We start from the raw sequence: 24,870 nt of genomic DNA, 5'->3' as shown, positions 1-24,870 counted from the left end.
TAGTGGTCTAACAAAAGCTGTGTATTTTATTCGTAATTTTCTAGCAAAATGCGTATGATGAACCTTCAACAATAAACTTTGAATCATTATGAGTAGTCGCGAACAAAAAAAACTTCAAACCCGGCATGCTTTTTTTAATGCAGTGCTCGATTTGTGTATGATGGGACAATCGTTTAGCTCGATAAGTCTCAGGCAAGTCACGCGTGAAGTAGGCGTGGTGCCAACGGCATTTTATCGTCATTTTGATGATATGGAGTCGCTTGGACAAGCTTTGGTAGATGAGGAGCTAGGCAGCACTTTTGCTGCATTGAGCAGCAGCTTACAAATAGGCCGCAAACGCAGCTTTGATCGGCAAATTGCTAAGAGTATTCAGCTATTTTTGCAAACCGTTAGCGCTCAGCCGCGCTATTGGCAGTTTTTGGTTAGCGAACGTTTTGGTGGCTCAGAGGCTGTGCGCAAATCTATTAGCGAGCTGATGACCAAACACGGCATATTATTAGCAGATGATTTGGCGCTCCAGCCTGCCTTTGCTCATATTAATATTTATGATTTGCGTCTGCTCGCTGCAGCTGGTCTCAATATGTTTTTTTCTTGGATCATAGACTGGCTAGATTTGACTTATTCAGAAGATCACGACGACGAAGTGGATTTGGGCGACATTGAAGAAAAAAAGCAGCTGATGCTGCATAATTGCACCCGCCAAGCGCAAATGCTGTTTTATGGGGCTTACAACTGGAAGTCCTCTGAGGAGACGCTTTTGGATGACTAAGTACGCTAACCTTTAGATCACTCAGTAATCAAGGCAAATGTTTAAAAACTGGGTCTAAAAGCATAAAGGCGACGATTAATCACTTTGACAGTTTTGTCAGCGCTAGATTCACTGCTACTAGCTGCAGCGTTATTTGCACTGCCATTGACATCATTTGCACCGCTATTTACATTGTTACCACTCGTATTTTGATTATTTAAATTGCTACTAGCTGCACCGCTCTCATTGTTTGTCGTATTGCCCTCATCAAGCGCATTTTTGATCAAAATGATCGCAAATCGTTGTTTACCATCGCTATCACTGGCTGTGACAAGGCCGCTAAAAGCTCGACTATCCACTGATAAAAGTGGCGTCAACGCTTGGCGCTGCTCATCAGTCACACTCACAAGCGCTGGCAGTTGCCACAACTCATCAATAGACCCCATTACCTGCTGAGTACGCAAATCTGTTAATGTTTGCATCTGCTCAGTGGTTGCACCCTCTACCAAAGACGCTAATAGTACAGGGCTTGCGGTATTGACATTGATAGGCAAGTCATAAGGCACCGCTGTAATGTACGGGCGTAGTGCGGCTAAAGCCTTATCATCTACACCTGAAACGTCTAGTAGCTGATCGACACTGATAAAGGGCTGATTAGGCAAAGTGTGCGCAGGCGAGCCTGAATCATATACCGCTCCTTCGTCACCGCCATCTTTATATACCTCACTATCTGTATCTTGCCAATCTAAAATAGCCGTAGCAATATCAGGCTCTAAGCTTAATTGCGTTAATAACTTTTGTAATATGGCGAGCGCCGCGCTATTAACCGTGCCATTTTGATACAGATTATTGATATTAAAGCGGCTCGCTTCGTCCCGCAGCTCAATGCTTATGCTATGTGCGCCCAAAGCGTAAGGCGGTATCGGCTGCGCCCAAATATCCTGCGTGCTATCGGTATTATTAAGCTCGTTATCAGCGCGGATCATCGTTACTGCCAATTGCTCGCCGGCATGGATATCTTGCAAAAGTTGATCTTGATTAAGCAACAGACCACTTCGACGTATGACAATTTTTTGACTGGCAAGCATAGCCCCTGCGACCACAGTAATACTGACAACCAATAGCAAAACCGTCAGTAACGCTACACCGCGCTGGGAGTTCGCTGTTATGCTCATTGCCTTGCCCCTATGCTGCTCTGCTGCTCTGCTGCTCTGCTGCTCGATTTATGGCTCGCTTAAAGCAAATTGCCAAGTGATTGGAACGTCTTGATAAGTAAAGCTCATACCAACGCCGTTTGGTAGTAGTGGGTTTTGCGCAGTTGCAGCGGTGTCCGTATTGGTATTGGCATTTGAATTATCTTGTGGAAAAGTACTACTTGGCTCTGGTAAATAGGCTTGCATGCGTCCATCGCTCACATCTTTTAATATTACACTATCTAAGCTGATCCCCTCAAAATTGTCATCGATACTATCGCCTTGAGGACTCAGATATTGACGGCGAATAAGCTGCTGATCAGCAAAGACGTAATCAACGCGAACGATAGTAGGACTGCTCTGATACCTAGGGTCTGGATCGGCAAAACGGATAAAGCTTATCGTCTCAGTGCTTACGCTCATAAATGGCTCGGCAGGACTGACTTGCACGCTATTGGTTTGAGCATTATTAGCTTGGGCATTGCTGTTTTGATTATTAGGGTTTGATGTGAGCGCGTTATTGTTGTTTTCAATAGAGGGTATCTGATAAGGGATGATTTGTCCCATATCTTGTTGTAGCTGCAAGTAAGCATACTGCAAGAGCGCTAGATTATCTGCTTGATACTGCGCCCGTTCTCGCGCTCGATTGACGCCGTCAAATACTTGCCAGCCTGCCACAGCGAGCATCGCAAATATCGACATGGCTACCATCAACTCAAGCAGCGTAAAGCCGCGCTCATACTTCACTGCATGCCTCTTAACGCTTGGGTAGGCTGTGCTTGAGGCGACTGTGCTTGCACGGACAAGTCTAGGCTACCGACCTCTTGCTCTGGATCACTAATCATGACAGTGATATCGGTGACCACAGAGCGCGTTTGCCCGTCAACGACAGGAGCGACTGTTATAGTCACTTGCTTTAGTGCAGAAGATAAGGTGTCAGAGGGGATCATCTCCACTTGCCAGTCGCGCCCTTGCTCACTTGTCATCTGACTACGGTTGGTCGTCAGCCATGTTTTTTGAATATACAAGTCACTAGCAGCATTTTGCGCCACAAAGTGCGCCAGCGTACGCGTACGCAGAGTATCTACCGAGCTTAGATAAGCACTACTAGCGCGGCTAGCGGCAACTGCGACGACGGCGAGTATAGCCAGCGCTACCATCACTTCGATTAAGGTAAAACCGCTTTGATGCTCTGATCTACTTTTAGGATAGACGGCTTTGGAGGAGTCAGGCATTGTTATATTTCCTGTCCTATCACTATATTACCATCGGGCATAATGGTGATGACCTCACCCACTAGACGGGAGTCATGACGTATCTCAATAGTGACAGGGGTTGCCTGTCCTGTCCCAAACCATAAGACTTGTGGCACAGTTTGATCGGTGAACCAAGGCTGTAGTGTCCGCGTCTCTATCACACGATTACTCATACTAGAATCATCTAATCTTTGAATATTAACACTTACTCCAGCTGGCATAGTAGGTAGCGTGATGTCTGGCTCAATATTCCAGCTGGGCGCTTGAGTTTGCTCATTATTTGCAATATCTGCTGACAGCTCCATAGCATTCTTCGGTGTACTACTTATGTCAGTAGCTTCTACAGATCTCTGATAAGCAATATAAGGATTAGATAAGGTCATGATAACGGGGGCAACTTGACCTTGTTTGTCTGCTTGCAAAGCCAGTCCCATAGGCTGCATGCGCTCAGCAGAGAGTAGTCTGACATAACTGAGTGAATCGGTTATATGCTCATAAAAGGCGCGGTTTTTGCGGGAGTCGCTGCTACCGACAGACAGACTAATCATGCCTGCAAATATAGAGAGAATAACAACGACGACTAATATCTCAACGAGAGTGAAACCTGCTTGAGACGAGATGTTTACAGGCAGTGGAGTAACTGATTTATCGATATAAATAACGCAGGCTTGCTCAATTTTTTTCCCGTTTACAGCCGCGTAATGGCTAGCATGATGGTTGCTAACCTTATAGGGCAATCTCGTAGGTAATAGATAAAGTGCTGATTGAGGCGTAACAGGCATGTTGCACCTATACTTTTTGAGATCATCAATAGTTAGTATTACGATGCTCTTCTGATTCGGTATCAATCTGCTCGACCAGCTCTTGCATATCTTCATCAATAACTTCATTAGTATGTGCAGGATAATGACTTGGCAACTCTAGCATTTGCTGAACCAAAGCATAGCGCAAAGTGTCACGACGACCCAAATAACGCTGGTAAAAACTTGAATTTAGTAGTCCTGCGCCGCCTTGACCCATTGCCCACAATGATGATAAATAGTCGCGGGTACTCAAGCTGCTCTGCTGATCTTTAAGATAAGTGCTAATAATATCGAGCATGTGTTTCATGCGCTGACGACGAATGTCGTACAGTTCACCAAATAAACGGTTAAGTCCTGTGACCGAAGCGGCCAGGCGCTCTTCTATTTGATTGAGCAGCATCGCTTTTTGCGGATTCATCAGTTGCTGAAATATCATGCGCGAGATACCAGCTGAGGGACAATCATCGATACGATTGATCTCAAAGAGCTGCTCCTCGTAGCGAATAATAATGCGCAGATACAGCTCATCTTTGCTAGAGAAATGCTTATAGAGCGTACCCTTAGCTAAATCAAGCTGGTCAGCTAGGCTATCTAATGTGATATCACCATCACCCGACTCAAGCAGCAGCTGCTCAGCCATTGCTAAGATATTCTCTTCTCGTATCTTGAACTGGTGTTGACGACTCATATTATCTCCTAAAATCTGACAGCGTTAAGCGTATGGCATCAATAGGAAAACCTTAGCTTGACAATGTCTGGTAACTGCTTGATGACGCAACAGATTTAAATATAAATGACTGATTGGTCATAGCATAACGATTTTAGCGATACTGTGCCAGTAAATTTTCAAAGTTTTTTGCAGTGAGCGTACCGATCTTTTTAGTCGTACACCCGTGTAGCTCAGCTAAGCAATCAGCAACATACGGCACAAAAGCGGGTTCATTGGGACGACCGCGCTTAGGTACTGGCGCTAGATAGGGGCTATCTGTTTCTATCAGTATTCTGTCTTTAGGCATATTTTGCGCCGCCTCTTTAATCATCTGCGCGCTCTTAAAGCTAACGATTCCTGAAAAGGAGATATAAAAACCCAAATCAAGCGCGCGCTTGGCTGTCTCCCAATCCTCAGTAAAGCAGTGGATAATACCGTGCTCTGCGTTCTCAGATTTTAGGATATCAAGCGTATCCTCTTTAGCGTCACGCATATGTACGATTAGCGGCTTTTTGAGCGCTTGACTGGCATGGATATGACGGGCGAAGCTCTCGCGTTGCTCATGAGCGTTTTCGGTAGACCAGTAATAATCTAGCCCCGTCTCCCCTACTGCCCAGACGTGGTCGCAGGCGGCAGTCTTAATCAAGCGCTCTACAGTTGCTGATTGCAACACATCGATATCCTCACAAGGATGAATACCGACGCTCATCCCCAAGTTTAATTGCTCATCACTATAGGTCTGGATAATACCATTGATCTCGTCATACTCAGCAAAGTCGCACATAATTGCCATAGCACGCGTGACGTTAGCCGCTTTCATGGCATCGATAGCGCCTGATAGTTGACCATCGTATTTGCTCAAATCGAGACGATTTAAATGACAATGACTGTCTGTAAACATATACACTCTCGTTATAATATAGGTTTGACCTTTTTACTTTAAAGTAAATAGGCTTATCGTGGTCATTAGATTGACACGCAAAGAGCATATTTCAAGTGACTAGCTTTGTAAGTCAGCGTTATAAAGTACTGCTTTGGCAAGCATTTATTTGCTTAAGTTAAGATGAGTCACTACTGTAAGGGCACCACTCGCATGACCTCTTCTATACTAGTCACCCCTTCACTAATACGCTTGGCACCAGAGAGTCTGAGCGGTTGCACGCCTTCGCGGTAGGCTTGCTGTTTGAGGGTATCTAAATCAGCATCAGCGGCGACGAGTTTTTTGATCTCATTAGATAAAGGCATAATCTCGTACAGTCCAATACGTCCCTGATAGCCCGTATGACGACAATGCTCACAGCCAGGCGCGGTATAGATCTGCGCAGGCAAAGGCGCGCGCCAAGGCTGTACAAGCTCTTGCCACTGAATCGCGATATCGCTATCTGCAGGTACAGGTTTGCCTGTTTTGCAATGCGGGCAAAGTGTGCGTAGTAGTCGCTGCGCCATGACACCAAGTATCGTCGCTGAGGTCAAAAAAGGTTGCACGCCCAAATCATGCAAACGCGTAAGTGAGCTTGGCGCATCGTTGGTGTGTAAGGTTGAGAGCACCAAGTGACCGGTCAAAGACGCCTGCACTGCCATATTTGCCGTCTCAGAATCTCGTATCTCGCCCACCATAATGATGTCTGGATCTTGGCGCATGAGCGAGCGAATACTATCGGCAAAATGCAAATCAATGCCTGTATTGACCTGCATCTGATTAAACGCCGGCTCAATCATCTCAATAGGGTCCTCAATAGTGCAGACATTGACCTGCTCGGACGCCAATTGCTTAAGCGTGCTATATAGCGTTGTCGTCTTGCCTGATCCTGTCGGACCTGTGACCAAGATAATACCATTGGGATGCGCAGTCAGCTCATGCCACATCTCAAGCTGCTTGCCCGATAAGCCTAACTGCGCAAACGAGCGCACTAAAACTTCAGGATCAAAGACGCGCATCACTAACTTCTCACCAAAAGCAGTTGGCAGAGTCGATAAGCGCAGTTCCGTCTCCATACCGTTGTGCGTGCGAGTTTTTAGGCGTCCATCCTGCGGTTTGCGTTTTTCAGCGACGTTCAGCCTTCCTAGTATTTTGATACGGGCGGTAACCGCGACCATAATCGCAAGCGGCATCTCATAAACCGTATGCAGCACGCCATCGATACGAAAGCGCACTTTGCCCGTCTCGCGGCGCGGCTCAAGATGAATATCACTGGCGCGCTGCTCAAAGGCGTATTGAAGCAGCCAGTCGACGACTTTGACGATGTGCTGATCGTTGGCATCAGGATTGGTTTTGTCACCTAATTGCAATAAGGCTTCGACATTGGTGACATCAGCAGCGGCGCGTTTATGCAGGGTATTTGCTCCTGCTATCGCTTGCGTGACTTGATAAAACTCTTGGCGATAGCGGTTAATCTGCTCAGGACTAATATAGACCGTACGATAGCGTCGCCCTTGAATGATTTTATCGATAGTGGCTTGCCAGTCTACAAAGAACGGCTGATCAGTCCCTACAACGACCTCGTCGGTTGTGACCTCTATCGGTAAGATATGCTGCGAGCGTGCATACTCAAAAGACATAATCTGCGTAACCGCTGGCACGTCAATCTTTAAGGGATCAATACGTATTAAGCTCATATCGGCTTTGGCAGCTAACCATAGATTGAGCCATGCCAGCGTGAGTTTTTGCTCGCCTTCTTGGCTCTTAGCTTGCTGATGAATCAGATGAGCATTTGGCAGACCAAACTCACTAATAGTCACTAATGGATGCTGAGCCTTGTCACGGCGGCTGGTCATTACAAGGTTATAGCCGCGCGAGTCTATAACTTTATCAGCCAACAACTCATCAAGGCACCAGCGTAGATCGATTACTAGCGAGAATTTTGGAGTGGACATAAGGATCTTCTTTTATTAAAGTGCAGTGATAGCAGTGATTTGTAGTTGTCCTGCCTCTATCTGGCCAAAACTGATATCAACTGATTTGTAGCGCATGATAAAAGTAGTTCCTATCTCACAGCGGCGATAGGCAGGGCGAGGATCTTGAGCGATCAAGGCTTTGATATGCTCGATATCCGCTGGCGTCAATCGCGTTTGCACGTCATCTATCATAGCGTTTAAACCTGTCTTTTGGGTATCACCTTTATTTTGAGCATCAATAATAGATAAGATCTGATCAAATGCCTGAGCAGTTATCTCAACGTCTAAAGATATAGGTGCTATCGGCGCAAAACCATTACTAGTGTCCTTTAACGCGTCGCTATAAGCGATATAGGGTTTAATATCAACAATAGGCGTACCCTCTATCATATCAGCGCCGCTTATTAATAATAGTACGCGGCCCTCAATAATATCGATACGCTCAAGTTTAACCACTGATAATCCTAAAGCTGATGGACGATACATACTACGACTGGCAAACACCCCTATCTTTTGATTACCGCCAAGCCTTGGTGGTCGTACTTGCGCGCGAAAAAATGGGGTCTCATTGTTATTAGCAGCTTTTACATCGTTGTGATGAAACTGCCAGCTGACCCATATATGGCTAAAGGCTTCTAATCCGCTAAAGGCAGCTGGCGTATTAAAAGGTGCGATCATCTCTATGATGCTTGGCACAGCAACAAGGTTTGGCTGTCTTGGCACGCCAAACTTTTGTGATAAAGGCGCGCGGTGATAGCCAATAATAGGTAAAACATGAGCCATCTAGGTTTGCCTTGTTTAAAATTGATATGAGACTGAGTCGTTAATATTAATAAAACTTACTAACGATATTCTATTTTATCATGCTAGGCCAATGGCGCTTACCAGATTTTATTTTTAAAATTTGTTATCATAGCCGACATTATTTATCACAGAGATTTTTGTCTTTGATACTAACAATAGCTCATAAGTCGCGTTTGCACTTTTAGCAAGCTTGCACCTTTACAGAGTTAATGGTCAGTAGTTATATCATATAAGACGGTTAGGACTAAGACACCAACTGCTACAACGACACGCACATAAATATTAAACGACAGCGCTAAAAACGCTTTGTATCAATCAATAATGAGAAATAATCGAGGGCTTTATGTCAAAACTTCGCACCGAAACCGTCACAGAGGTTCATCACTGGAGTGATGATCTGTTCAGCATTAAGACCACGCGTGACGATGGTTTACGCTTTCGCAACGGCGAATTTGCGATGATAGGCATCGTCGTCGACGGTAGACCTCTACTGCGGGCCTACTCTATTGCTAGTCCTAATTATGAGGAGCATTTAGAATTCTTTTCAATTAAAGTCAAAGATGGCCCTCTCACTTCACGCTTGCAACATATCAAAGTTGGCGATGAACTATTGGTCAGCAAAAAACCAACGGGTACGCTAGTGCTTGATGACTTACTACCGGGCAAGCATTTATATATGTTATCAACAGGCACAGGTCTTGCGCCCTTTTTAGCATTAGCACGCGACCCTGAAGTGTATGAGCGTTTTGAGAAAATTATATTAGTACACGGCGTGCGCCATCAGCATGACTTGGCGTATCAAAAGATGTTCGAAGAAGAGCTGCCTAACGATGAGTTGTTTGGAGAATGGTACCGTGAAAAGTTTATCTATTATCCTACCGTTACCCGTGAAGACTTTAGAAACACAGGCCGCGTCACTGATCTTATGAAATCAGGCAAACTATTTGAAGATATTGGCCTGCCGCCAATGAACAAAGAGGATGATCGAGTGATGATCTGCGGTAGTATGCCGTTTAACGCTGACGTTTCAGCGATATTGGACGATTTTGGCTTAACTGTCTCTCCGCGTATGGGCGTGCAAGCGGATTATGCAGTTGAACGTGCATTCGTAGGATAAGGCACTCAACAATTATAATAAATAATTCTTGACGCTCAAAGTCTAGCTGTTATAATACGCAGCCTATACAGCTTACCCTGCAACCTGATTTGAGTAAGAAGCATGCTCTTAGCTGCTAGTATCACCAGATATGCCAGTGTGATGGAATTGGTAGACATGACGGATTCAAAATCCGTTGCCTAATAAGCGTGTCGGTTCGAGTCCGACCACTGGTACCATATACATCAACTAAGCCTCCTATTTTGGAGGTTTTTTTGTGACTTTAGCTTATGCACTGCGTGTACATATCGACCTCTTCTTGCTTGACAGCAATAATCTTGATCGGTACGGCGCAGGCCCAAGGTGTGCCTTGATCGCAGTAAAAATATTGCCCATCACACGATACTATACAAGCCGTAAAATCATTACCACAGTGATCTCTCATCGCCTGTTCGTCGTTATCGTCATCGACAGCGCACCATATTTGCTCATAACCCCATGCAAGCATCGCACGTGTCAAATCGCTTCCTTTTAATTCATTATTCATGATCAGCTCCTTGATTCTTTGTCTCAAGACATTTACTTCTTCTTGATTGACTTTGGCGGTAGTGCAAAAAATAATAGATAGTGCCTCTATAGCTCGGTTCGATATAAGAGTATAAGCTATCCATTGATTAATACTTTCTATCATTGAGTATCAGTGTAGAACTTAGTAGCAATAACTGTAATAGTACAAATATACTATTTATGATAAACGGTATAAATTTAAGGACAAACGGTAGCAAATTTTGTAGAAGTTGCATTCAAAATATTAGTTGCCGTCTTTAATACTTTAGTTAGCCCTTTAAATAAGACTATTAATCAAAACTAAAGTTGACTTATAAGTTTTTCTTACATAACTATTGCACTCTCTTGTATAACTAGTATATTCAAGTATAATTATATACGCCACTACTATTTACATCTAAAAAACGACTTACACTTAACCATTTTTTCGATTAATCTAAAGCTATAAAGAGACAAGTGCGGGTAAGTAAAGAGCTATGACTTCTCCTCTAAAGCCAAATTTAAGAAAAATCATTCATCTAGATATGGATGCTTTTTATGCCAGTGTTGAGCAGCGCGATTTTCCAGAGCTACGAGGCAAACCTATAGCCGTAGGCGGGGATCCAAGCGGTCGCGGCGTTGTCGCTGCTGCCAGTTACGAGATACGCAAATTTGGGGTACGCTCAGCGATGTCTTGCTATGAGGCTCGAAAACGTTGTCCTGAGGCTATCTTTGTCAGGCCAAGATTTGAGGTTTACCTCGCCGTTAGCGCTGATATACGCGCGATAATGCTCAGCCTTACGCCGCATGTCGAGCCATTATCGCTAGATGAGGCCTATCTTGATGTAACCGGGCTAAGCGTTCATCAAGGCTCAGCGACGCTTATGGCCAATTGGCTACGCGCGCAGATATTAGCGCAAACTGGACTAAAAGCTTCCGCTGGCGTGTCATTTAACAAGATGCTGGCAAAAATTGCTTCTGATATTAATAAGCCTAATGGTACTGCTGTCATTACACCAGAGGATGCTAACGCTTTTATTAGCACCTTACCTATCGAGCGCTTTCATGGCATTGGTAAAGCCACGGCTAAACGCTTACATACTATGGGTGTCACTAATGGCGCTGATCTTAAGCGCGCGCCGGCTGCATTATTGATTAGTGAGTTTGGCAAGCGAGGGCAGTTTTATCACGACATTGCTCATGGACGCGATGAGCGCGCTGTCAAGTCCAAGCGCCAGCATAAATCTGTAGGCTCAGAAACTACTTTTCGAGACAACTTAAGTGATGACACTGCCCTCTTTGCACAAATATTTGAACAAAACGCTGACGCTTTTAGCCAACTACAACAAAAGCGCCTAACGGCTTATACGATAACTTTGAAGGTGAAGTACGCAGACTTTACGCAGATAACGCGCGCGCATACGTTATCTACCGCCTTTACTAGTGCTCAATCAGCTCATTATTGGCTTAAGAAATTGTTTAATGACATACCGCGCAATTTGCCTATTAGGTTAGTTGGCGTCACCTACTCTTCTTTGGTACCTGAAACTCAAGTCGCCCCGCAGCTTAACCTGTTTTAGATTCAATATTCATAATGTAGCATGTAGATTACTTGTCATTTTTATCAATTATTTAAAGCGCTTAGGCTATTTTGTAATGATTATAATTCTTGATGTGCTATAGGGTCATTGGTGAATAGGGTCTGCCGATTTCTGCTACAATATTGCCAAAATTTTCTCTATTTAAAGACTAATTATGAGCCATTCTCACTCTGCAGCTAGCACCAAACTTGATACCGATAACCTTGCGTTAGAGTATCTAAACGTTGAGGACTATGATTATGAGTTGCCTGACAAGTTGATCGCACGCTATCCTCTTACTAAGCGTTCAGCTTCTAAACTGCTTTATCTAACCGCAAGTGGGGAGATAAAAGATCAGCAGTTTACCGACCTGGCGAAGTTGTTAAATAGTGGCGACCTTATTGTCTTTAACGACACTAAAGTGATGAAGGCACGGCTATTTGGGCAAAAGGATACGGGCGGCAAAATCGAGATGCTCGTTGAGCGTCTGATTACAGCATCAGATGTCGATCTACCCAATACTGATGTGCCAAGCGCCAAACCTCTTGCACTTTGTCATATCAAAGCCAGTAAAGCACCCAAACTCGGACAGCGACTATTGCTTGCAGATAGTCAGATGAGTGCGGTCATGCTAGGTCGTCAAGATAATCTATTTATAGTCGCTTTTGATGCGCCTATTCTGCCTGATTTAGAGCGCTATGGTGAGCTGCCTATTCCGCCCTACTTTGAGCGTCATGCTGATGCCACTGATAATACTCGTTATCAAACCGTTTTTCATGATCCTGCCAAGCTCGCTAGCGTTGCCGCACCTACTGCCAGCTTACACTTTGACGAAGCTGTACTAACCTCGCTTAAAGATAAAGGGATTGATACCGCTTTTGTCACCTTGCATGTTGGCGCTGGAACCTTTGCGCCTGTCAAGACTGACAACCTACTCAATCATAAAATGCATAGCGAATATGCGCACTTACCGCAAGCGACCGCTGAGCTAATCAATCAGGCGCATGCTCGCGGCAACAAAGTGATTGCTATTGGTACTACTGTGACGCGTGTGCTTGAGAGCGCTTATCAAAGAACGGCTATCAATGGACAACCTCTTGCCAGCTGGTCTGGAGATACCGATATCTTTATTTATCCAGGGTTTGAATTTAATGTCGTGGATCGATTGTTGACGAATTTTCATCTACCCAAGTCAACGCTGCTCATGCTAGTGTCTGCGTTTTCAGGCAAAGCTGCCATCGAGCGAGCTTATCAGCATGCTATAAAAAACGAGTATCGGTTCTTTAGTTACGGTGATGCTATGCTGCTAGATAACATCAAATAAAAAACGTTTTTGCCAAATTGAGCAGTTACATAAGGATGAATAATCAAAGGTAGTCATTGTTTTAGGTCGTTAAAAAACACAAAGATACTCTCTATAAAGCATCCTTCTATTCACAAAAATATCGCTCATTTTTGCTTTGCTAATTCAATTAAGGACACGTCCTAGAAATAAGCTGGTAAACTAATCTTTATTTTGTTATAACACTGTAAGTGGTTTATATTCTAAAGGGTTTTGCATGTCTTGGTATTCCTCTCATCGCTCAACGACTCTACATTATGCGGTATCAAGAGCACTACTATACTCAGTAGGCTACGCGGTGCTATCCTCTAGCACGCAAGCGGCTACCATTGGCAAGACTGTTGTAAGCTCCGCTCAGCACAAACCTCTTTTTGCCAGTATTTCAGTCACTGATATCCGCAGCAAAGACTTCTCTATCGATATGGCAAGTACAGCTATTTATCAGCAGATGGGTATGATGCCGACGGACTCTATGAGCGTCAATTTCGTGCCCACCTCAGAGACTACAGGCCAGCTGATTATCAGTACCACGCAGCCTGTATCCAAACCATTTGCAGATTTAGTACTAGCGCTCAACGACGGCGCGCAGCGCACAGTAATACCTAAAACTTTGCTTATGCCATTAGAGGGTAGTTTGCCCATTAAGGTGTCTAACGTAGCGTCTAACAAGATATCGAAGACGCCAGTCGTTAGTACTGTGATATCAGGTGCAAGACAACCAAATTTACCCGTTACCTCCCTCAGCAATGCCAAACCTCTCACACTCAGAGCTGGCATGCCGCCGCCGCTGCTACCCATACAAACTGCTAACTTGCCGACGTTAGCTACTACCTCACGTATGAGTAGCGCTGTCAGTGCACCCAAAGTGGACAATGTTTTGGGTAGCACTAGTGCGATAAATACATATCCTGATAGCGAAACAAAGACTACAGTAAATCGCTCTGTTACTAGTAATCCAGTTAATCGCTCTGCTGCTAGTGCTTTGACTATAGACTCTGCGGATAAAAACATCCTTGCTAATGAGCCTTTTATAGCAGACAAAATCGCTACTGCTACTGACAATACAGCTCAATTAGGCACCAGTGAATCAGCTAATAATACTAGCCTTATTGTCTCAAACAACGTAGCGCCTGATACAGGCTCGAGCCTGCGACTTGATACCTTGAGTATTCAAGTGACTCGCCAAATTCAACCGAGTAGCGCCGTTATTGCAACTAAGGCAGCTATCGATACGTCTAAAACCTTATCAGAACCCTTAAGTTTAGGTAGTGAAGCGGTTTTTAGTAGGGCGCTTTCGGCAACTCGTACAGCGGCTACTGCTACTGCTACTGCTACTGCTACAAGCTATACCGTACAGCCTAACGACAACCTATGGATTATCTCGCAGCAAATCGCTGAGCAAAATAACTTAAGCATCAAAACAGTGATGACGCAGATTAAAGAGCAAAACCCTAATGCTTTTATAAATAAAGATGCCGGTCAACTCAGAGCCGATGCTCAGCTCACTCTACCTGATTACGATGTTGTACCCTCTCAGCAAAAACTACAGGCAGCTATCGATGCGCAAAGAAAATATGTTCAGCGCGCACAAAAAACCAAAGCCAAACGCAGAGCGCCTTTACAGCCCAATACTGAGACGACTCAAATTGTTGGACGTCAAAACGAGCCGGCGTCTATAAAGAAGCTACCAAAAGCACGCTTTTCTGTTGTAGCGCCTGGTCGCGATGGTAGTGCTGATGGCACGCAAACCAAGGCTAGTGCAGAGGCAGGCAATGGATTGAACACAGATATATTATCCACACTTAAAGCAACAAGACAAAGCACTGCCGATCAAGCTCAAAGTCTAGTTGATACGAATAGCACCTTGAGCAGCTATACCCAAAAGATACAACTACAAAATCAAAAATTAGCAGCGCTACAAGCCCGCCTAAAAGAGTTGCGTGATCAATAATAGATTCAACTATCAAGCAGATGGCTTGAATAGTTATCGTAGACATGAGAATAACTATGGATAATATGCTATATATCGTTGCAGGATTGGTGCTCATCTTATTGATCGCTATTTTGGTATTACGTCGCAATAAAACTAAGCAACCAGCGCCGTCCACACCCCTGCGTACAAATAAAGAGACGATCAGAGCAGTACCAGTCTCATCGGATCGTATGCCGCAGCCTTCGGTAAATAGTGCAACGAAATTTGATGATATTACAATCGCTCAGCGCTTTATAGACCAGCAGCGCTATGACAAAGCGATAGAAGCGATAGAGCGCGGACTTATGCGTAAACCTCATGACGAGCAGCTATCGCTTAAGCTCCTCAGTATATATGCAACAACCAATGAGCTCAGCGAATTTAACCGTGTTTACGATGACCTAGTCCAAAACAATACTCAGGCAATACCACAAGCAAACGAGCTAAAATCCTTGCTTTTACAAGATCAGACGACCTCTGCGGCAGCGCCTGTAAGTAGCTTTGATCAATCAAGCGTTGAGGCTATAGACTTTGACTTGCCACAAAGCTCTGTACAGGTTGGTAGTGATACCAGCGCTCATGAACCTGTACAGAGTGTCCAAAATCACCTAGTGGAGAGCGCCAGCCCTCTTGAGCCTACCGACTCGCTTGATGATTCATTTGATAATTTGGATTTAGCTAATTTTGATACTGCTGATAACTCTTATACTGATAGCTCTTATGACATAGATACTATCAGTAATTCTAGTATGGCAAGCGACGATATCTTTGAGCTGACGCTGGATGATCTAGAAGACAATGATAGTGATACTCAAGAGAGCCTCTTAGACGATAGCCGCACTGAAACTAATGGCACGCAGCCAGTTCATGTTGTAGATAGCACACCTTTAGAGAGTTTGGACTCAAGCGACTTGGATCTGGATACAAACTTTGATTTCGATGACAGCTTTGATTTAAATGATGAGGCATCTACTGTTCCACCTGTCAATGAGCCTGCTTCAGAAGCTATTACTAATGACGATAGCTTCTTTGATTTTGATCTACAGGCAGACTCAAAGAGCATTAATACCAATAATAGTGATAGTAATGACGTCAGTCAAAGCGGTGGTCTGGTTTTAGATGAATTAGATGTAGAGAGCAATGAGTATAACGATGCCAATGATGAAGATTTTGTATTAGATTTGGCCGACCTTGAGACCGAAACTGAGACTGATGACAAAATCTTAGACACTTATGCGCCAAGTGATAGTTTGACATTGTCCCTAGATGAGGATGACACAACACGGAGCGATTTTGTTTTTGAAGACAGTCAAATTTTGGGCAGTTCAGTTCAAGACAGTGCTCCTGTCACTATTGATAATGCTGCACAGGGCGCTGGCGACCAAGCTGACACGCCTATGCTATTTGATGACAATACACCCATAGAGGATAGCTTTGATTTTGATGACGCTTTGGCGCCTACAGAAGCTAAGCCAGTTGAGGTAGCAGACAGCGACGATAATAAATCAGCCGCTGACTTGACTTCGCGCTTTGCAGCTGACTTTGATTTTGTTAAAACGCTAGATACCAATCAGGTCACCTTAGACCTAGCCACACAGTATGTCAGACTAGGCGAGTATGATAGTGCCAAACGCTTATTGAACGAAGTCATCGCTCAAGGCAATAGTGAGCAAAAGCAGCAGGCACAAATGATGCTTGAGCGCACTGCATAATGATACTACCGCAGCTAAGCCAAGTGTTTCAATGCTTGGCTTATTCGCTTTTTATCTCTTTACTAAGTCCTTATAACCTATGATCCAACCTGATACCTTACAAATTATCTATGCTGGTGGCACCTTTGGCAGCTATGGTCGTCCGCTTGCGCCCCTAGACGCTACTGCGTTTTTGCCTATTGTGCAATCGCATATTACTACGCATAGCCACACCCTTAATCTGCCTGCGACCACTTGGCTTGATAACGCTTTAATCAAAGACAGCAGTCAATTAACGCCTAATGATTTTGTACATTTTTATACTTTGGTATTAGATGCTTATAGTAAAGGCTCTCGCCGTTTTGTCTTGATCACAGGCACTGACACCCTAAGCTATCTAGGTGCTTTTTTGTCTGAGGCATTTGCAGGTAGTGATTTGTGTTTGGTCGTCACAGGTAGTATGCGCCCTTTACTAGATCCTGAGGTCATACAAGACTACGCGATAGATGAGCATAGCGATGCTTGGGATAATTTGATAGCTTCAATCAAACTGGCTAGCGCTGGTGAGTCTGGGGTTAAGATAAGCTTTGGCGGTGAATCGTGGCCGGCGCAAACCGTACAAAAAATACACAGCCATGATTTTATGGCGTTTACTGGACACTCAAGAGCTGCTTATCCTGCTAATAGCTATATCAAACTATTCACCGATACGCGCCGCCAGCATTGGCTCGACGATCAATATACAGTAGTAGCTGATGTCCAAAGTCATGCTAAACACGCTTATGTTCATGCGATCTATTGTATGCCCAATCATCCTGATATCTTAAGCAAGCAATTACAGGCGCTTATCGATCAACCGCCAAGCGGCATTATCTTATTAGGCTTTGGTGCAGGTAACGTCCCTTATTCAGCAGCGCTGGCTGAGGCTTTAGATCAGGCATATGAGCAAGGTCATATGGTGATTTGTGCCAGCCAGTGCCCCTTTGGCGGCGTTAGTGACAGTTATGCAGCAGGCAGTTGGCAGTATGATCATCACGTTATAGCAGGCGGCCGCTTGACCATTCCTGCTATTTACGCGCGCCTGCTATGGCTGTTACTACGTTATCCATCGCCTGCTCGAAGACGACAACGCTGGACCAATAATGTCAGTCAAACAGCGACTACAATTAGAAAACGTTAAATACTAACTGTATTTACTCTTTTGCGTTTTAAACTCACTTTATATACGACCTTGCTATGACCCAATCTACAGTCTGCGATGATAGACCAACTTATACACTAGCGATTGCCATTGAGTTTTTGGGAACGCACTATTACGGCTGGCAGCGGCAAAAAGAGGTGCTGGGCGTGCAAGAAGTCTTGGAGCGCGCTATTAGTAAAGTGGCTAATGAGCCAATAGAGGTAATCGCTGCTGGTCGCACTGATTCAAGCGTACACGCTGGTAATATGATCGCGCATTTTGTCACTCATGCTCATAGACCTGCGCGCAACTGGCTGCGCGGCGTCAATAGCTTACTTCCTAATGATGTTGCCCTGCGCTGGATTGAGCCTATGCCCGCTGATTTTCATGCGCGCTTTAAAGCGATTGCTCGGCGCTATCGTTATATTACTTTGAACCAGCCTCAGCGGCCAGCTATCTTAAATCATCAAGTCACGCATATCTACGAGCCATTAGATCTCAGCGCTATGCAAGCTGCTGCGGCTGATATCGTAGGGACTCATGACTTTAGCAGTTACCGCGCAGCCGCCTGCCAGTCCAATCAACCTGTACGTACCATTGAACATGCCAAGCTTTTTGCTCACGGCCAATTTATTGTATTTGATATTCAAGCAGATGGGTTTTTGCATCACATGGTGCGTAATCTAATGGGTACGCTGTATGCTATTGGCAGGCATGAATTACAGCCTGCTGACTTTTTAAATATCTTAGCTAAAAAAGATCGTACTATTGCGCCGCCCACTGCCTCAGGTGATGGCCTATATTTTATCAATGCTTATTATCCTGAGCGCTATCAAGCGCGACTCCCTAATGCGCCGCTAACTCCTATTTGGTTAAACCTGCCAGATTAGGCTTTGATAATAAGACTATAACCTGGCATACATACCATATACACACTGTCAAGCAAAAACTGGGTTCGCCATTGCTTTAGTATTCAAACTTGCGTATAATATCCGCTTATTTTTGAGTGATTGATACAAATATGGCAAAAGACGATATTATTGAATTTGAAGGCGAAGTCATCGATACCCTTCCAAACACATTGTTTAAAGTTCGTTTAGAAAACGGACACGAGATTATCGCGCATATCTCAGGCAAGATGCGTAAGCATTACATCCGCATTCTAACTGGTGACAAGGTTAAGGTTGAGATGACGCCTTATGATTTGTCAAAAGGTCGCATTACTTACCGTGGTAAGAACTAATTAATTATAAGCCGTATTGCATTAGGGTTGGCATCGATTATCGGTTTAACAACTGACTTGAAACAACCGATATCAGAGCTACATAGTTAATGCTAACTTTACGCTTATTCCAAAAAAAATACCGCTATCAATCAGCGGTATTTTTTTGGCTTAATATTCTGTCTTTAAGACAACGTATCTATCTAAACTCTACAGTAGCGTCATCTTTAATGGTGCCTAGTAGCGCTAGCGCATCCCAGTTGGTCAGACGTACGCAACCAGATGAGGCTTGACGACTAATGCGAGCAGGATCTGGTGAGCCATGAATACCATAAGAGGGCTTGCTCAGTCCAATCCATACGATGCCTACTGGATTATTAGGGCCTGGTGGAATGATGAGCTGACCACCATCGTCTGCGCTATAGGTATAATTAGGTTCATGTACTTTGACTTCGACCGTATGCGTACCCGATGGTGAGGGCGTCGCGCTGCTACCAACTGTGGTAGGATAGCTGGCAACTAGATTGTCGTTGTCATCATAGGCATATAGCGTCTGCGTACCCTTGTCAGCGACCACGCGGCTCACAGGTTTGGTATTAGGGTTGCCAGGATTGTAGACTGTGATCGTCTCGCCTGCACGAAAGCTTGTATTAGGATTGAGAGATTTAAGATACTTCTCATTAATATGGAACTTCTCTGCAAGTCCCTCAGTTATACTTTCATAATACATGCCCTCAAGCTCAGACTTGCCCTCTGCGCTAGCAGGAATGTTTGTCGTTTTGATGTTGACATCGCCCTCTTTTATCGTATAACGAACCAGTACAGGCTGACTTGTAAGACGTTCACTGGCTCTAAGCGCTTGCCAAGTCTCGTCATTTAAATTATCAGTTACTTTGAGACCATTGGCTTTTTGAAAGGCCTGCATCGCTTTACGAGTATTTTTGCCCCAATATCCATCCACTGGGCCTACGCCGTGCTGATGCCAATTGAGCAGGGCTTGCAACTTAGTCCCTGTATTGCGATCTATCTTCTCCCCGACTGACCACGTGGCATTGTTGACCTCTCTAGCAGTCTTTGGCAGATTTTCAGTGGTGTACTTGATGGTTGGTAACAAGTCATTGAGCGAGTTGACCGTTTTGCTATCGCCCTTGAGTTGTTGACTAACGCCATTAGTCACAGGACTTTTATCATTGCTTGTCGCTGCGTTAGCTGAATTTATTAGCATAGCACTGGACAATCCCAATGCAGCCATCATCGTACATACTTTTTTTAACTGATACATGCTGAGCTCCTAAAATAATTGGTAATCTACTCGTTATAGTTCTTATATTACTGGCGCTTAAGATAATGTCATAGTACTGAGGAGTTATATAACAGCTTTGTGTTAACGAATTGGGTCTATGATAACAACTTTGTTAAATAGTGCTCACTATGTCACTTAAAAGTATACATATAACAAAAAACCCATAAACCACTAGGTAGTTTATGGGCAGCTTGACTTGCTAAGGTGAGTCGATGTATTTGTTATGAGTCCAGCTTAGCCAATACTGCCTGTCCCATTTGCACGCATCCTACGCAGATGAGGTTGTCTTCATTTTTGTCTAAAATATCAACGGTACGTAGACCATCGTCAAGCACGTCGCTCACTGCCGCTTCAATCGCTTGCGCTGCCGCCTCTTGCTTAAAAGTATAACGCAGCATCATAGCCACAGACAAAATAGTCGCTAGAGGATTGGCTTTGTCTTGTCCTGCGATGTCAGGCGCTGAGCCATGACAAGGCTCGTACATACCCTTGCCATCCTCATCTAAGCTCGCTGACGGTAGCATACCGATAGAGCCTGTGAGCATAGCCGCCTCATCGGATAAGATATCACCGAACATGTTACCTGTTACCATGACATCGAACTGCTTGGGATCACGGATAAGTTGCATACAGGCATTATCAGCATACATGTGTGATAGTGCTACATCACTATAGTCGTTCTCTTGCATCTGGGTGATCGTCTGCTTCCACAGCTCAGTGACTTCTAGTACATTAGCCTTGTCTATCGAGCATATCTTGGCAGGTTTGCCAGAGCTTTGAGCGCGCGTTTTTGCCAGCTCAAAGGCCACTTTACCAATACGCTCGATCTCACTGGTCTTGTACACCATAGTATTGTAGCCTTGCTGCTCGCCATTATCTAGCGTGCGAATACCGCGCGGCTCACCAAAATAGATACCACCTGTCAACTCACGTACAATTAATAAATCAAGACCTGATATGATCTCAGGTTTAATGCTTGAGGCGTTGGCAAGCTGCGGATATAGCTTTGCCACACGCAAATTGGCAAATAAGCCAAGCTCACTGCGTATCTTGAGTAAGCCGCGCTCAGGGCGTTTGCTACGCTCAATCGTATCCCATTTTGGACCACCGACTGCGCCAAGTAATACTGCATCTGCAGCGCGAGCACGCTCAAGCGTCTCATCTGGCAATGGCTCGCCTGTTGCATCAAAAGCGACGCCACCGATCAAACCTGACTCTAGAGTTAAGCCTAAATCAAACTTTTTGTTTACCGCCTCTAATACATCAACGGCTTGGGTCATAATCTCAGGACCGATACCATCGCCTGCTAATGTCAAAATGCTTGCCATATAAATCCTTGTTGTTTTTTGATAGGTAATTGATTGATAACTTTAAATAAGACAGGTATTAAGATGCTTCTATTACGCTGCTCTCGACAAACTCGCCTTGGCGCTCAATATCTGCCAGTTTACAAAAGTGACGTTGCAGGCGACCATTAAAGGTAAGATCTACACATAAAGGATTAGGCGAAGCATTTTCTAGCAAACTTCCCTCAGTACTACTCGGTTTTTTACGGTACGCTCGTAGCTCGTAATTACCTGGCTGAGTAAACTCATGAATCATCGCAAAGCGCTCAATGTAACCTAGATTATTTTCAGGATAAAAATTAACTTGAACTTCGCGCTTACTAGGTTTGAGACGTATATAGTAAGTGGTTAATCCCTCGATATTAGACACTGATAGCGGTACTATCTTGATAGCATTTTTATCAGATAAAGGCGTTATATCTGGCGCTATCGTTGTCCTAAACCGATCACTAAAAGGTATCTTACTCGTCGTATCTGTACTTTGCATCACAGCTAGCATCGTAGGATTGACAGGCTCATGACTTTGCGCTGAGATAATAGGCGTTTTGTCTATTTGTACGATTTCGCAGTGATAAGTCCCCTGACAGCTCAGATTAATCTCGCCTGCAATGGGATCAAGCGCCTGAGCAGTTATCAGCGTATTGTCATCATCAATTTGATTATACCCTGTCAAGATCTGACATCCTGACAAAGATAGGCCTGTTATTAGAGTTAAAACAGCAAAACGTTTTTTATTCATAGCGATAACTACTATTCATCATATAAGTGAAACGATGGTTATTCATTCTAGCCATTTAGTACTTATAACTCAACATTATATTCATTTTTAACCATGTGATAAAACGCTGATGTTCTGCTTTTTAAGCACGTACTTGGTTAAATATCCAAGGGGTTTTTTGCATCATTTTATGCTCATAGTCCTTGATGTCATCACTCTTTTGCAAAGTCAGTCCGATGTCATCTAGTCCATTTAACAAGCAATGCTTACGAAATTCATCGACTTCAAACGCATACTCTTCGCCCGTTGGCGTTATCACCACTTGACGCTCAAGGTCAGCAGTAAGTTGATACCCTTCAAAAGCGATAGTCGCTTTCATAAGCTTATCGACAATCTCTTCATCGAGCACAATCGGCAACATACCATTTTTAAAACAATTATTATAAAAGATATCGGCAAAACTTGGCGCAATCACCGTACGAAAGCCGTACTCAGATAGTGCCCAAGGCGCGTGCTCTCGACTAGAGCCACAGCCAAAGTTTCGGCGGGCAAGCAGTATAGTCGCGCCCTCATAGCGGGGCTGATTTAGTACAAAGTCAGGGTTGATAGGACGCGTATCGTTGTTCCCAGAGCCATCTAACGAAGGCACGCCTTCATCTAGATAGCGCCACTCGTCAAATAAGTTAACGCCAAAGCCTGTACGTTTAATAGATTTCAAAAACTGCTTAGGTATAATCTGATCGGTATCGACGTTGGCGCGATCAAGCGGACAGACGATACCGGTTTGGGTGTTATAAGCTTGCATAATCATTCCTTAAAATATCAGTGTGCTACGCTTAAATCAAAACGTGCGTACATCTACAAAACGGCCCGCTAATGCGGCAGCGGCGGCCATTGCAGGACTCACAAGATGCGTGCGCCCGCCCGTACCTTGACGCCCTTCAAAGTTGCGGTTGGATGTCGATGCGCAGTGCTCCTCTGGCTCTAACTTGTCGGCGTTCATGGCAAGGCACATCGAGCAGCCCGGCTCACGCCACTCAAAACCTGCTTGAGTAAATATAGCGTCCAAACCTTCAGACTCTGCTTGTAATTTGACTTGTCCTGAGCCTGCGACCACGATAGCTTCTTTAATGCTATCTGCAACTTTGCGACCTTTAATCACGGACGCCGCATCACGCAAATCTTCGATACGTGAGTTGGTACAAGAGCCGATAAATACGCGGTCAAGCTCAATATCAGTAATTTTTTGACCTGCTTGTAAGCCCATATAAGTATAAGCGCGCAGCCAGCCTTCTTCTTGTGCCTCATCAGCCGCTTGATCAGGCGTTGGAATAGATTGAGTGATATCGACGACCATTTCAGGAGAGGTTCCCCAAGATACTTGCGGCGCAATAGAGCTACCGTCGATCTCAACGATAGTATCAAACACCGCGTCATCGTCGGAATACAAGGTACGCCAGTAGCTCTCGGCTTGCTCCCACTGCTCATCAGTTGGTGCGTAAGGACGGCCTTTAACATACTCAATAGTGGTGTCGTCAACCGCAACCATACCCACGCGCGCGCCCGCCTCAATCGCCATGTTACAGACGGTCATGCGACCCTCCATACTCATATCTTCGAACACTTGACCGGCAAATTCAATAGCGTGACCGGTGCCACCTGCCGTACCGATTTTGGCAATAATAGCCAGTACGACGTCTTTTGGGGTCACGCCAACACCGAGTTTACCTGTGACGCGAATTTGCATGTTTTTTGATTTCTTTTGAATCAAACACTGTGTCGCTAGCACGTGTTCGACCTCTGAGGTACCAATACCATGTGCCAGGCAGCCAAGTGCGCCATGAGTTGCTGTATGCGAGTCTCCGCAGACAACCGTCATACCAGGCAAAACCAAGCCTTGCTCAGGGCCAACCACGTGCAAGATACCTTGACGTGCATCGTTGATGGTAAATTCTGCAATATCAAACTTAGCGCAGTTATCATCTAAAGTAACCACTTGCAAGCGCGATACTTTGTCTTTGATACCTTGTACGCCCTCACGGCGCTCACGACTGACTGTAGGTACGTTATGATCTGGGCTTGCGATGTTCGCAGACAAGCGCCAAGGGGTTCTGTTGGCTAGATCTAACCCTTCAAAGGCTTGCGGACTTGTGACCTCATGTAATAGATGACGGTCGATATAAATGAGGCTTGAACCATCGTCACGTTTGGTGACTTCATGGGCGTTCCAAAGTTTGTCATATAAAGTTTGCGCAGTCATTTTGCTGTCCTTCTTTGTGACTAATGATCAATCGATCTAAGTATAGTTCTGAATCGGGATACCATTTAAAAGTCGAGATAAATAAGAGTCAATCTAAAAGTAATTTAAGCATTAAATAGTTTATATAAGAGGTTATAAGTATTGTTTGATAAAATCTCAATGTCGTTTTGATACCATTGGGCATATGTATCCGCTAATTGATAACT

The 24,870-nt window shown here is 44.5% G+C and carries 23 protein-coding genes and 1 tRNA gene; 10 read left to right on the top strand and 14 right to left on the bottom strand.

The genetic code is table 11. From position 1 onward, the window contains the following. The first annotated feature begins 88 nt into the window (after window positions 1-88). The gene (locus ACTXGE_RS03310; RefSeq protein ID WP_317200340.1) at window positions 89-769 is read left to right on the top strand and encodes a TetR family transcriptional regulator; all 681 of its coding nucleotides are present in this window, start codon (window positions 89-91) and stop codon (window positions 767-769) included. Window positions 770-810: 41 nt separating this feature from the next. On the opposite strand, the gene gspK is transcribed toward ACTXGE_RS03310, so the two are convergent. The 8 genes from gspK to tsaA all read right to left on the bottom strand — a co-directional run bounded on the left by gspK (window position 811) and on the right by tsaA (window position 8,387). Beyond that, on the bottom strand, window positions 811-1,923 hold the full coding sequence (gspK, locus tag ACTXGE_RS03305) for a type II secretion system minor pseudopilin GspK (protein WP_443541828.1): 1,113 nt from the start codon (window positions 1,921-1,923) through the stop codon (window positions 811-813). Between the two features lie 48 nt (window positions 1,924-1,971). After that, window positions 1,972-2,688, bottom strand: a complete 717-nt coding sequence (locus tag ACTXGE_RS03300; RefSeq protein WP_443541830.1) for a prepilin-type N-terminal cleavage/methylation domain-containing protein — start codon at window positions 2,686-2,688, stop codon at window positions 1,972-1,974. Beyond that, entirely contained in the window at window positions 2,685-3,176 is a 492-nt protein-coding gene (gene gspI, locus ACTXGE_RS03295) for a type II secretion system minor pseudopilin GspI (protein ID WP_443541831.1), read from the bottom strand. The genes ACTXGE_RS03300 and gspI overlap by 4 nt, the downstream gene beginning before the upstream one ends. 2 nt (window positions 3,177-3,178) lie before the next feature. Continuing rightward, window positions 3,179-3,979 carry a prepilin-type N-terminal cleavage/methylation domain-containing protein gene (locus ACTXGE_RS03290; protein WP_443541832.1) on the bottom strand — a complete coding sequence of 267 codons (801 nt, stop codon included), beginning with the start codon at window positions 3,977-3,979 and terminating at the stop codon, window positions 3,179-3,181. Window positions 3,980-4,004: 25 nt separating this feature from the next. Beyond that, entirely contained in the window at window positions 4,005-4,688 is a 684-nt protein-coding gene (locus ACTXGE_RS03285; RefSeq protein ID WP_443541834.1) for a TetR/AcrR family transcriptional regulator, read from the bottom strand. Between the two features lie 133 nt (window positions 4,689-4,821). Beyond that, window positions 4,822-5,610, bottom strand: a complete 789-nt coding sequence (locus ACTXGE_RS03280; RefSeq protein ID WP_443541836.1) for a TatD family hydrolase — start codon at window positions 5,608-5,610, stop codon at window positions 4,822-4,824. 170 nt (window positions 5,611-5,780) lie between these two features. Next, the gene (locus ACTXGE_RS03275; protein ID WP_317200347.1) at window positions 5,781-7,583 is read right to left on the bottom strand and encodes a GspE/PulE family protein; all 1,803 of its coding nucleotides are present in this window, start codon (window positions 7,581-7,583) and stop codon (window positions 5,781-5,783) included. 15 nt (window positions 7,584-7,598) lie between these two features. Beyond that, window positions 7,599-8,387 carry a tRNA (N6-threonylcarbamoyladenosine(37)-N6)-methyltransferase TrmO gene (gene tsaA / locus ACTXGE_RS03270; RefSeq protein ID WP_443541838.1) on the bottom strand — a complete coding sequence of 263 codons (789 nt, stop codon included), beginning with the start codon at window positions 8,385-8,387 and terminating at the stop codon, window positions 7,599-7,601. A 364-nt stretch (window positions 8,388-8,751) separates the two neighbouring features. Here tsaA and ACTXGE_RS03265 point away from each other — a divergent pair, with 364 nt between their 5' ends. Then, window positions 8,752-9,525 (top strand): ferredoxin--NADP reductase, encoded by a 774-nt coding sequence (locus ACTXGE_RS03265; RefSeq protein WP_317200349.1) that lies wholly within the window; start codon window positions 8,752-8,754, stop codon window positions 9,523-9,525. 132 nt (window positions 9,526-9,657) lie between these two features. Continuing rightward, window positions 9,658-9,743, top strand: a tRNA-Leu gene (locus tag ACTXGE_RS03260). Window positions 9,744-9,787: 44 nt separating this feature from the next. Here ACTXGE_RS03260 and ACTXGE_RS03255 read toward each other — a convergent pair. Next, window positions 9,788-10,051: a hypothetical protein gene (locus tag ACTXGE_RS03255; protein WP_435949173.1), complete on the bottom strand. Its 264-nt coding sequence runs from the start codon at window positions 10,049-10,051 to the stop codon at window positions 9,788-9,790. A 496-nt stretch (window positions 10,052-10,547) separates the two neighbouring features. On the opposite strand from ACTXGE_RS03255, the gene dinB reads away from it, so the two are divergent. The 7 genes from dinB to infA all read left to right on the top strand — a co-directional run bounded on the left by dinB (window position 10,548) and on the right by infA (window position 19,058). Then, complete coding sequence (gene dinB, locus ACTXGE_RS03250; protein WP_443541841.1) at window positions 10,548-11,630, top strand: DNA polymerase IV; 1,083 nt, start codon at window positions 10,548-10,550, stop codon at window positions 11,628-11,630. 175 nt (window positions 11,631-11,805) lie between these two features. Then, a complete protein-coding gene (gene queA, locus ACTXGE_RS03245; protein ID WP_443541842.1) occupies window positions 11,806-12,954 on the top strand; it encodes a tRNA preQ1(34) S-adenosylmethionine ribosyltransferase-isomerase QueA in 1,149 nt (382 codons plus the stop codon). Window positions 12,955-13,189: 235 nt separating this feature from the next. Beyond that, entirely contained in the window at window positions 13,190-14,923 is a 1,734-nt protein-coding gene (locus ACTXGE_RS03240) for a type IV pilus assembly protein FimV (RefSeq protein ID WP_443541844.1), read from the top strand. Between the two features lie 56 nt (window positions 14,924-14,979). Next, window positions 14,980-16,656: a FimV/HubP family polar landmark protein gene (locus ACTXGE_RS03235; RefSeq protein ID WP_443541846.1), complete on the top strand. Its 1,677-nt coding sequence runs from the start codon at window positions 14,980-14,982 to the stop codon at window positions 16,654-16,656. Between the two features lie 79 nt (window positions 16,657-16,735). Beyond that, the gene (locus ACTXGE_RS03230) at window positions 16,736-17,815 is read left to right on the top strand and encodes an asparaginase (RefSeq protein WP_443541848.1); all 1,080 of its coding nucleotides are present in this window, start codon (window positions 16,736-16,738) and stop codon (window positions 17,813-17,815) included. Window positions 17,816-17,871: 56 nt separating this feature from the next. Next, window positions 17,872-18,705 (top strand): tRNA pseudouridine(38-40) synthase TruA, encoded by an 834-nt coding sequence (gene truA, locus ACTXGE_RS03225; protein ID WP_435949179.1) that lies wholly within the window; start codon window positions 17,872-17,874, stop codon window positions 18,703-18,705. 131 nt (window positions 18,706-18,836) lie between these two features. Continuing rightward, window positions 18,837-19,058, top strand: coding sequence for a translation initiation factor IF-1 (gene infA, locus ACTXGE_RS03220; RefSeq protein WP_021814850.1), 222 nt, complete (start codon window positions 18,837-18,839; stop codon window positions 19,056-19,058). 178 nt (window positions 19,059-19,236) lie between these two features. Here the strand turns inward: infA and ACTXGE_RS03215 are convergent, their stop codons facing one another. The 5 genes from ACTXGE_RS03215 to leuC form a co-directional block, all read right to left on the bottom strand. Further along, complete coding sequence (locus tag ACTXGE_RS03215) at window positions 19,237-20,319, bottom strand: L,D-transpeptidase family protein (RefSeq protein WP_435949180.1); 1,083 nt, start codon at window positions 20,317-20,319, stop codon at window positions 19,237-19,239. A 242-nt stretch (window positions 20,320-20,561) separates the two neighbouring features. Further along, the gene (gene leuB, locus ACTXGE_RS03210) at window positions 20,562-21,668 is read right to left on the bottom strand and encodes a 3-isopropylmalate dehydrogenase (RefSeq protein ID WP_435949181.1); all 1,107 of its coding nucleotides are present in this window, start codon (window positions 21,666-21,668) and stop codon (window positions 20,562-20,564) included. A 58-nt stretch (window positions 21,669-21,726) separates the two neighbouring features. Further along, window positions 21,727-22,425, bottom strand: coding sequence for a hypothetical protein (locus ACTXGE_RS03205; protein WP_443541851.1), 699 nt, complete (start codon window positions 22,423-22,425; stop codon window positions 21,727-21,729). Between the two features lie 121 nt (window positions 22,426-22,546). Beyond that, window positions 22,547-23,209: a 3-isopropylmalate dehydratase small subunit gene (leuD, locus tag ACTXGE_RS03200; protein ID WP_435949183.1), complete on the bottom strand. Its 663-nt coding sequence runs from the start codon at window positions 23,207-23,209 to the stop codon at window positions 22,547-22,549. A gap of 36 nt (window positions 23,210-23,245) precedes the next feature. After that, window positions 23,246-24,664: a 3-isopropylmalate dehydratase large subunit gene (gene leuC, locus ACTXGE_RS03195; RefSeq protein WP_435949184.1), complete on the bottom strand. Its 1,419-nt coding sequence runs from the start codon at window positions 24,662-24,664 to the stop codon at window positions 23,246-23,248. Window positions 24,665-24,870: the final 206 nt, after the last annotated feature.

The organism is Psychrobacter sp. T6-4 (genome assembly GCF_052258425.1).
GTDB lineage: Bacteria > Pseudomonadota > Gammaproteobacteria > Pseudomonadales > Moraxellaceae > Psychrobacter.
Note: the sequence above shows the minus strand (reverse complement) of the source record. Positions and strands in the feature narration are given on the sequence as shown.

Coding starts and splice junctions, on each gene's coding strand:
- leuB (WP_435949181.1), bottom strand. CDS start 21,668: ATGGCAAGCATTTTGACATTAGCAGGCGATGGTATCGGTCCTGAGATT.
- ACTXGE_RS03310 (WP_317200340.1), top strand. CDS start 89: ATGAGTAGTCGCGAACAAAAAAAACTTCAAACCCGGCATGCTTTTTTT.
- ACTXGE_RS03285 (WP_443541834.1), bottom strand. CDS start 4,688: ATGAGTCGTCAACACCAGTTCAAGATACGAGAAGAGAATATCTTAGCA.
- infA (WP_021814850.1), top strand. CDS start 18,837: ATGGCAAAAGACGATATTATTGAATTTGAAGGCGAAGTCATCGATACC.
- gspK (WP_443541828.1), bottom strand. CDS start 1,923: ATGAGCATAACAGCGAACTCCCAGCGCGGTGTAGCGTTACTGACGGTT.
- ACTXGE_RS03235 (WP_443541846.1), top strand. CDS start 14,980: ATGGATAATATGCTATATATCGTTGCAGGATTGGTGCTCATCTTATTG.
- ACTXGE_RS03280 (WP_443541836.1), bottom strand. CDS start 5,610: ATGTTTACAGACAGTCATTGTCATTTAAATCGTCTCGATTTGAGCAAA.
- leuD (WP_435949183.1), bottom strand. CDS start 23,209: ATGCAAGCTTATAACACCCAAACCGGTATCGTCTGTCCGCTTGATCGC.
- ACTXGE_RS03230 (WP_443541848.1), top strand. CDS start 16,736: ATGATCCAACCTGATACCTTACAAATTATCTATGCTGGTGGCACCTTT.
- queA (WP_443541842.1), top strand. CDS start 11,806: ATGAGCCATTCTCACTCTGCAGCTAGCACCAAACTTGATACCGATAAC.
- ACTXGE_RS03275 (WP_317200347.1), bottom strand. CDS start 7,583: ATGTCCACTCCAAAATTCTCGCTAGTAATCGATCTACGCTGGTGCCTT.
- truA (WP_435949179.1), top strand. CDS start 17,872: ATGACCCAATCTACAGTCTGCGATGATAGACCAACTTATACACTAGCG.
- tsaA (WP_443541838.1), bottom strand. CDS start 8,387: ATGGCTCATGTTTTACCTATTATTGGCTATCACCGCGCGCCTTTATCA.
- dinB (WP_443541841.1), top strand. CDS start 10,548: ATGACTTCTCCTCTAAAGCCAAATTTAAGAAAAATCATTCATCTAGAT.
- ACTXGE_RS03240 (WP_443541844.1), top strand. CDS start 13,190: ATGTCTTGGTATTCCTCTCATCGCTCAACGACTCTACATTATGCGGTA.
- ACTXGE_RS03255 (WP_435949173.1), bottom strand. CDS start 10,051: ATGAATAATGAATTAAAAGGAAGCGATTTGACACGTGCGATGCTTGCA.
- ACTXGE_RS03265 (WP_317200349.1), top strand. CDS start 8,752: ATGTCAAAACTTCGCACCGAAACCGTCACAGAGGTTCATCACTGGAGT.
- gspI (WP_443541831.1), bottom strand. CDS start 3,176: ATGCCTGACTCCTCCAAAGCCGTCTATCCTAAAAGTAGATCAGAGCAT.
- ACTXGE_RS03205 (WP_443541851.1), bottom strand. CDS start 22,425: ATGAATAAAAAACGTTTTGCTGTTTTAACTCTAATAACAGGCCTATCT.
- leuC (WP_435949184.1), bottom strand. CDS start 24,664: ATGACTGCGCAAACTTTATATGACAAACTTTGGAACGCCCATGAAGTC.
- ACTXGE_RS03290 (WP_443541832.1), bottom strand. CDS start 3,979: ATGCCTGTTACGCCTCAATCAGCACTTTATCTATTACCTACGAGATTG.
- ACTXGE_RS03215 (WP_435949180.1), bottom strand. CDS start 20,319: ATGTATCAGTTAAAAAAAGTATGTACGATGATGGCTGCATTGGGATTG.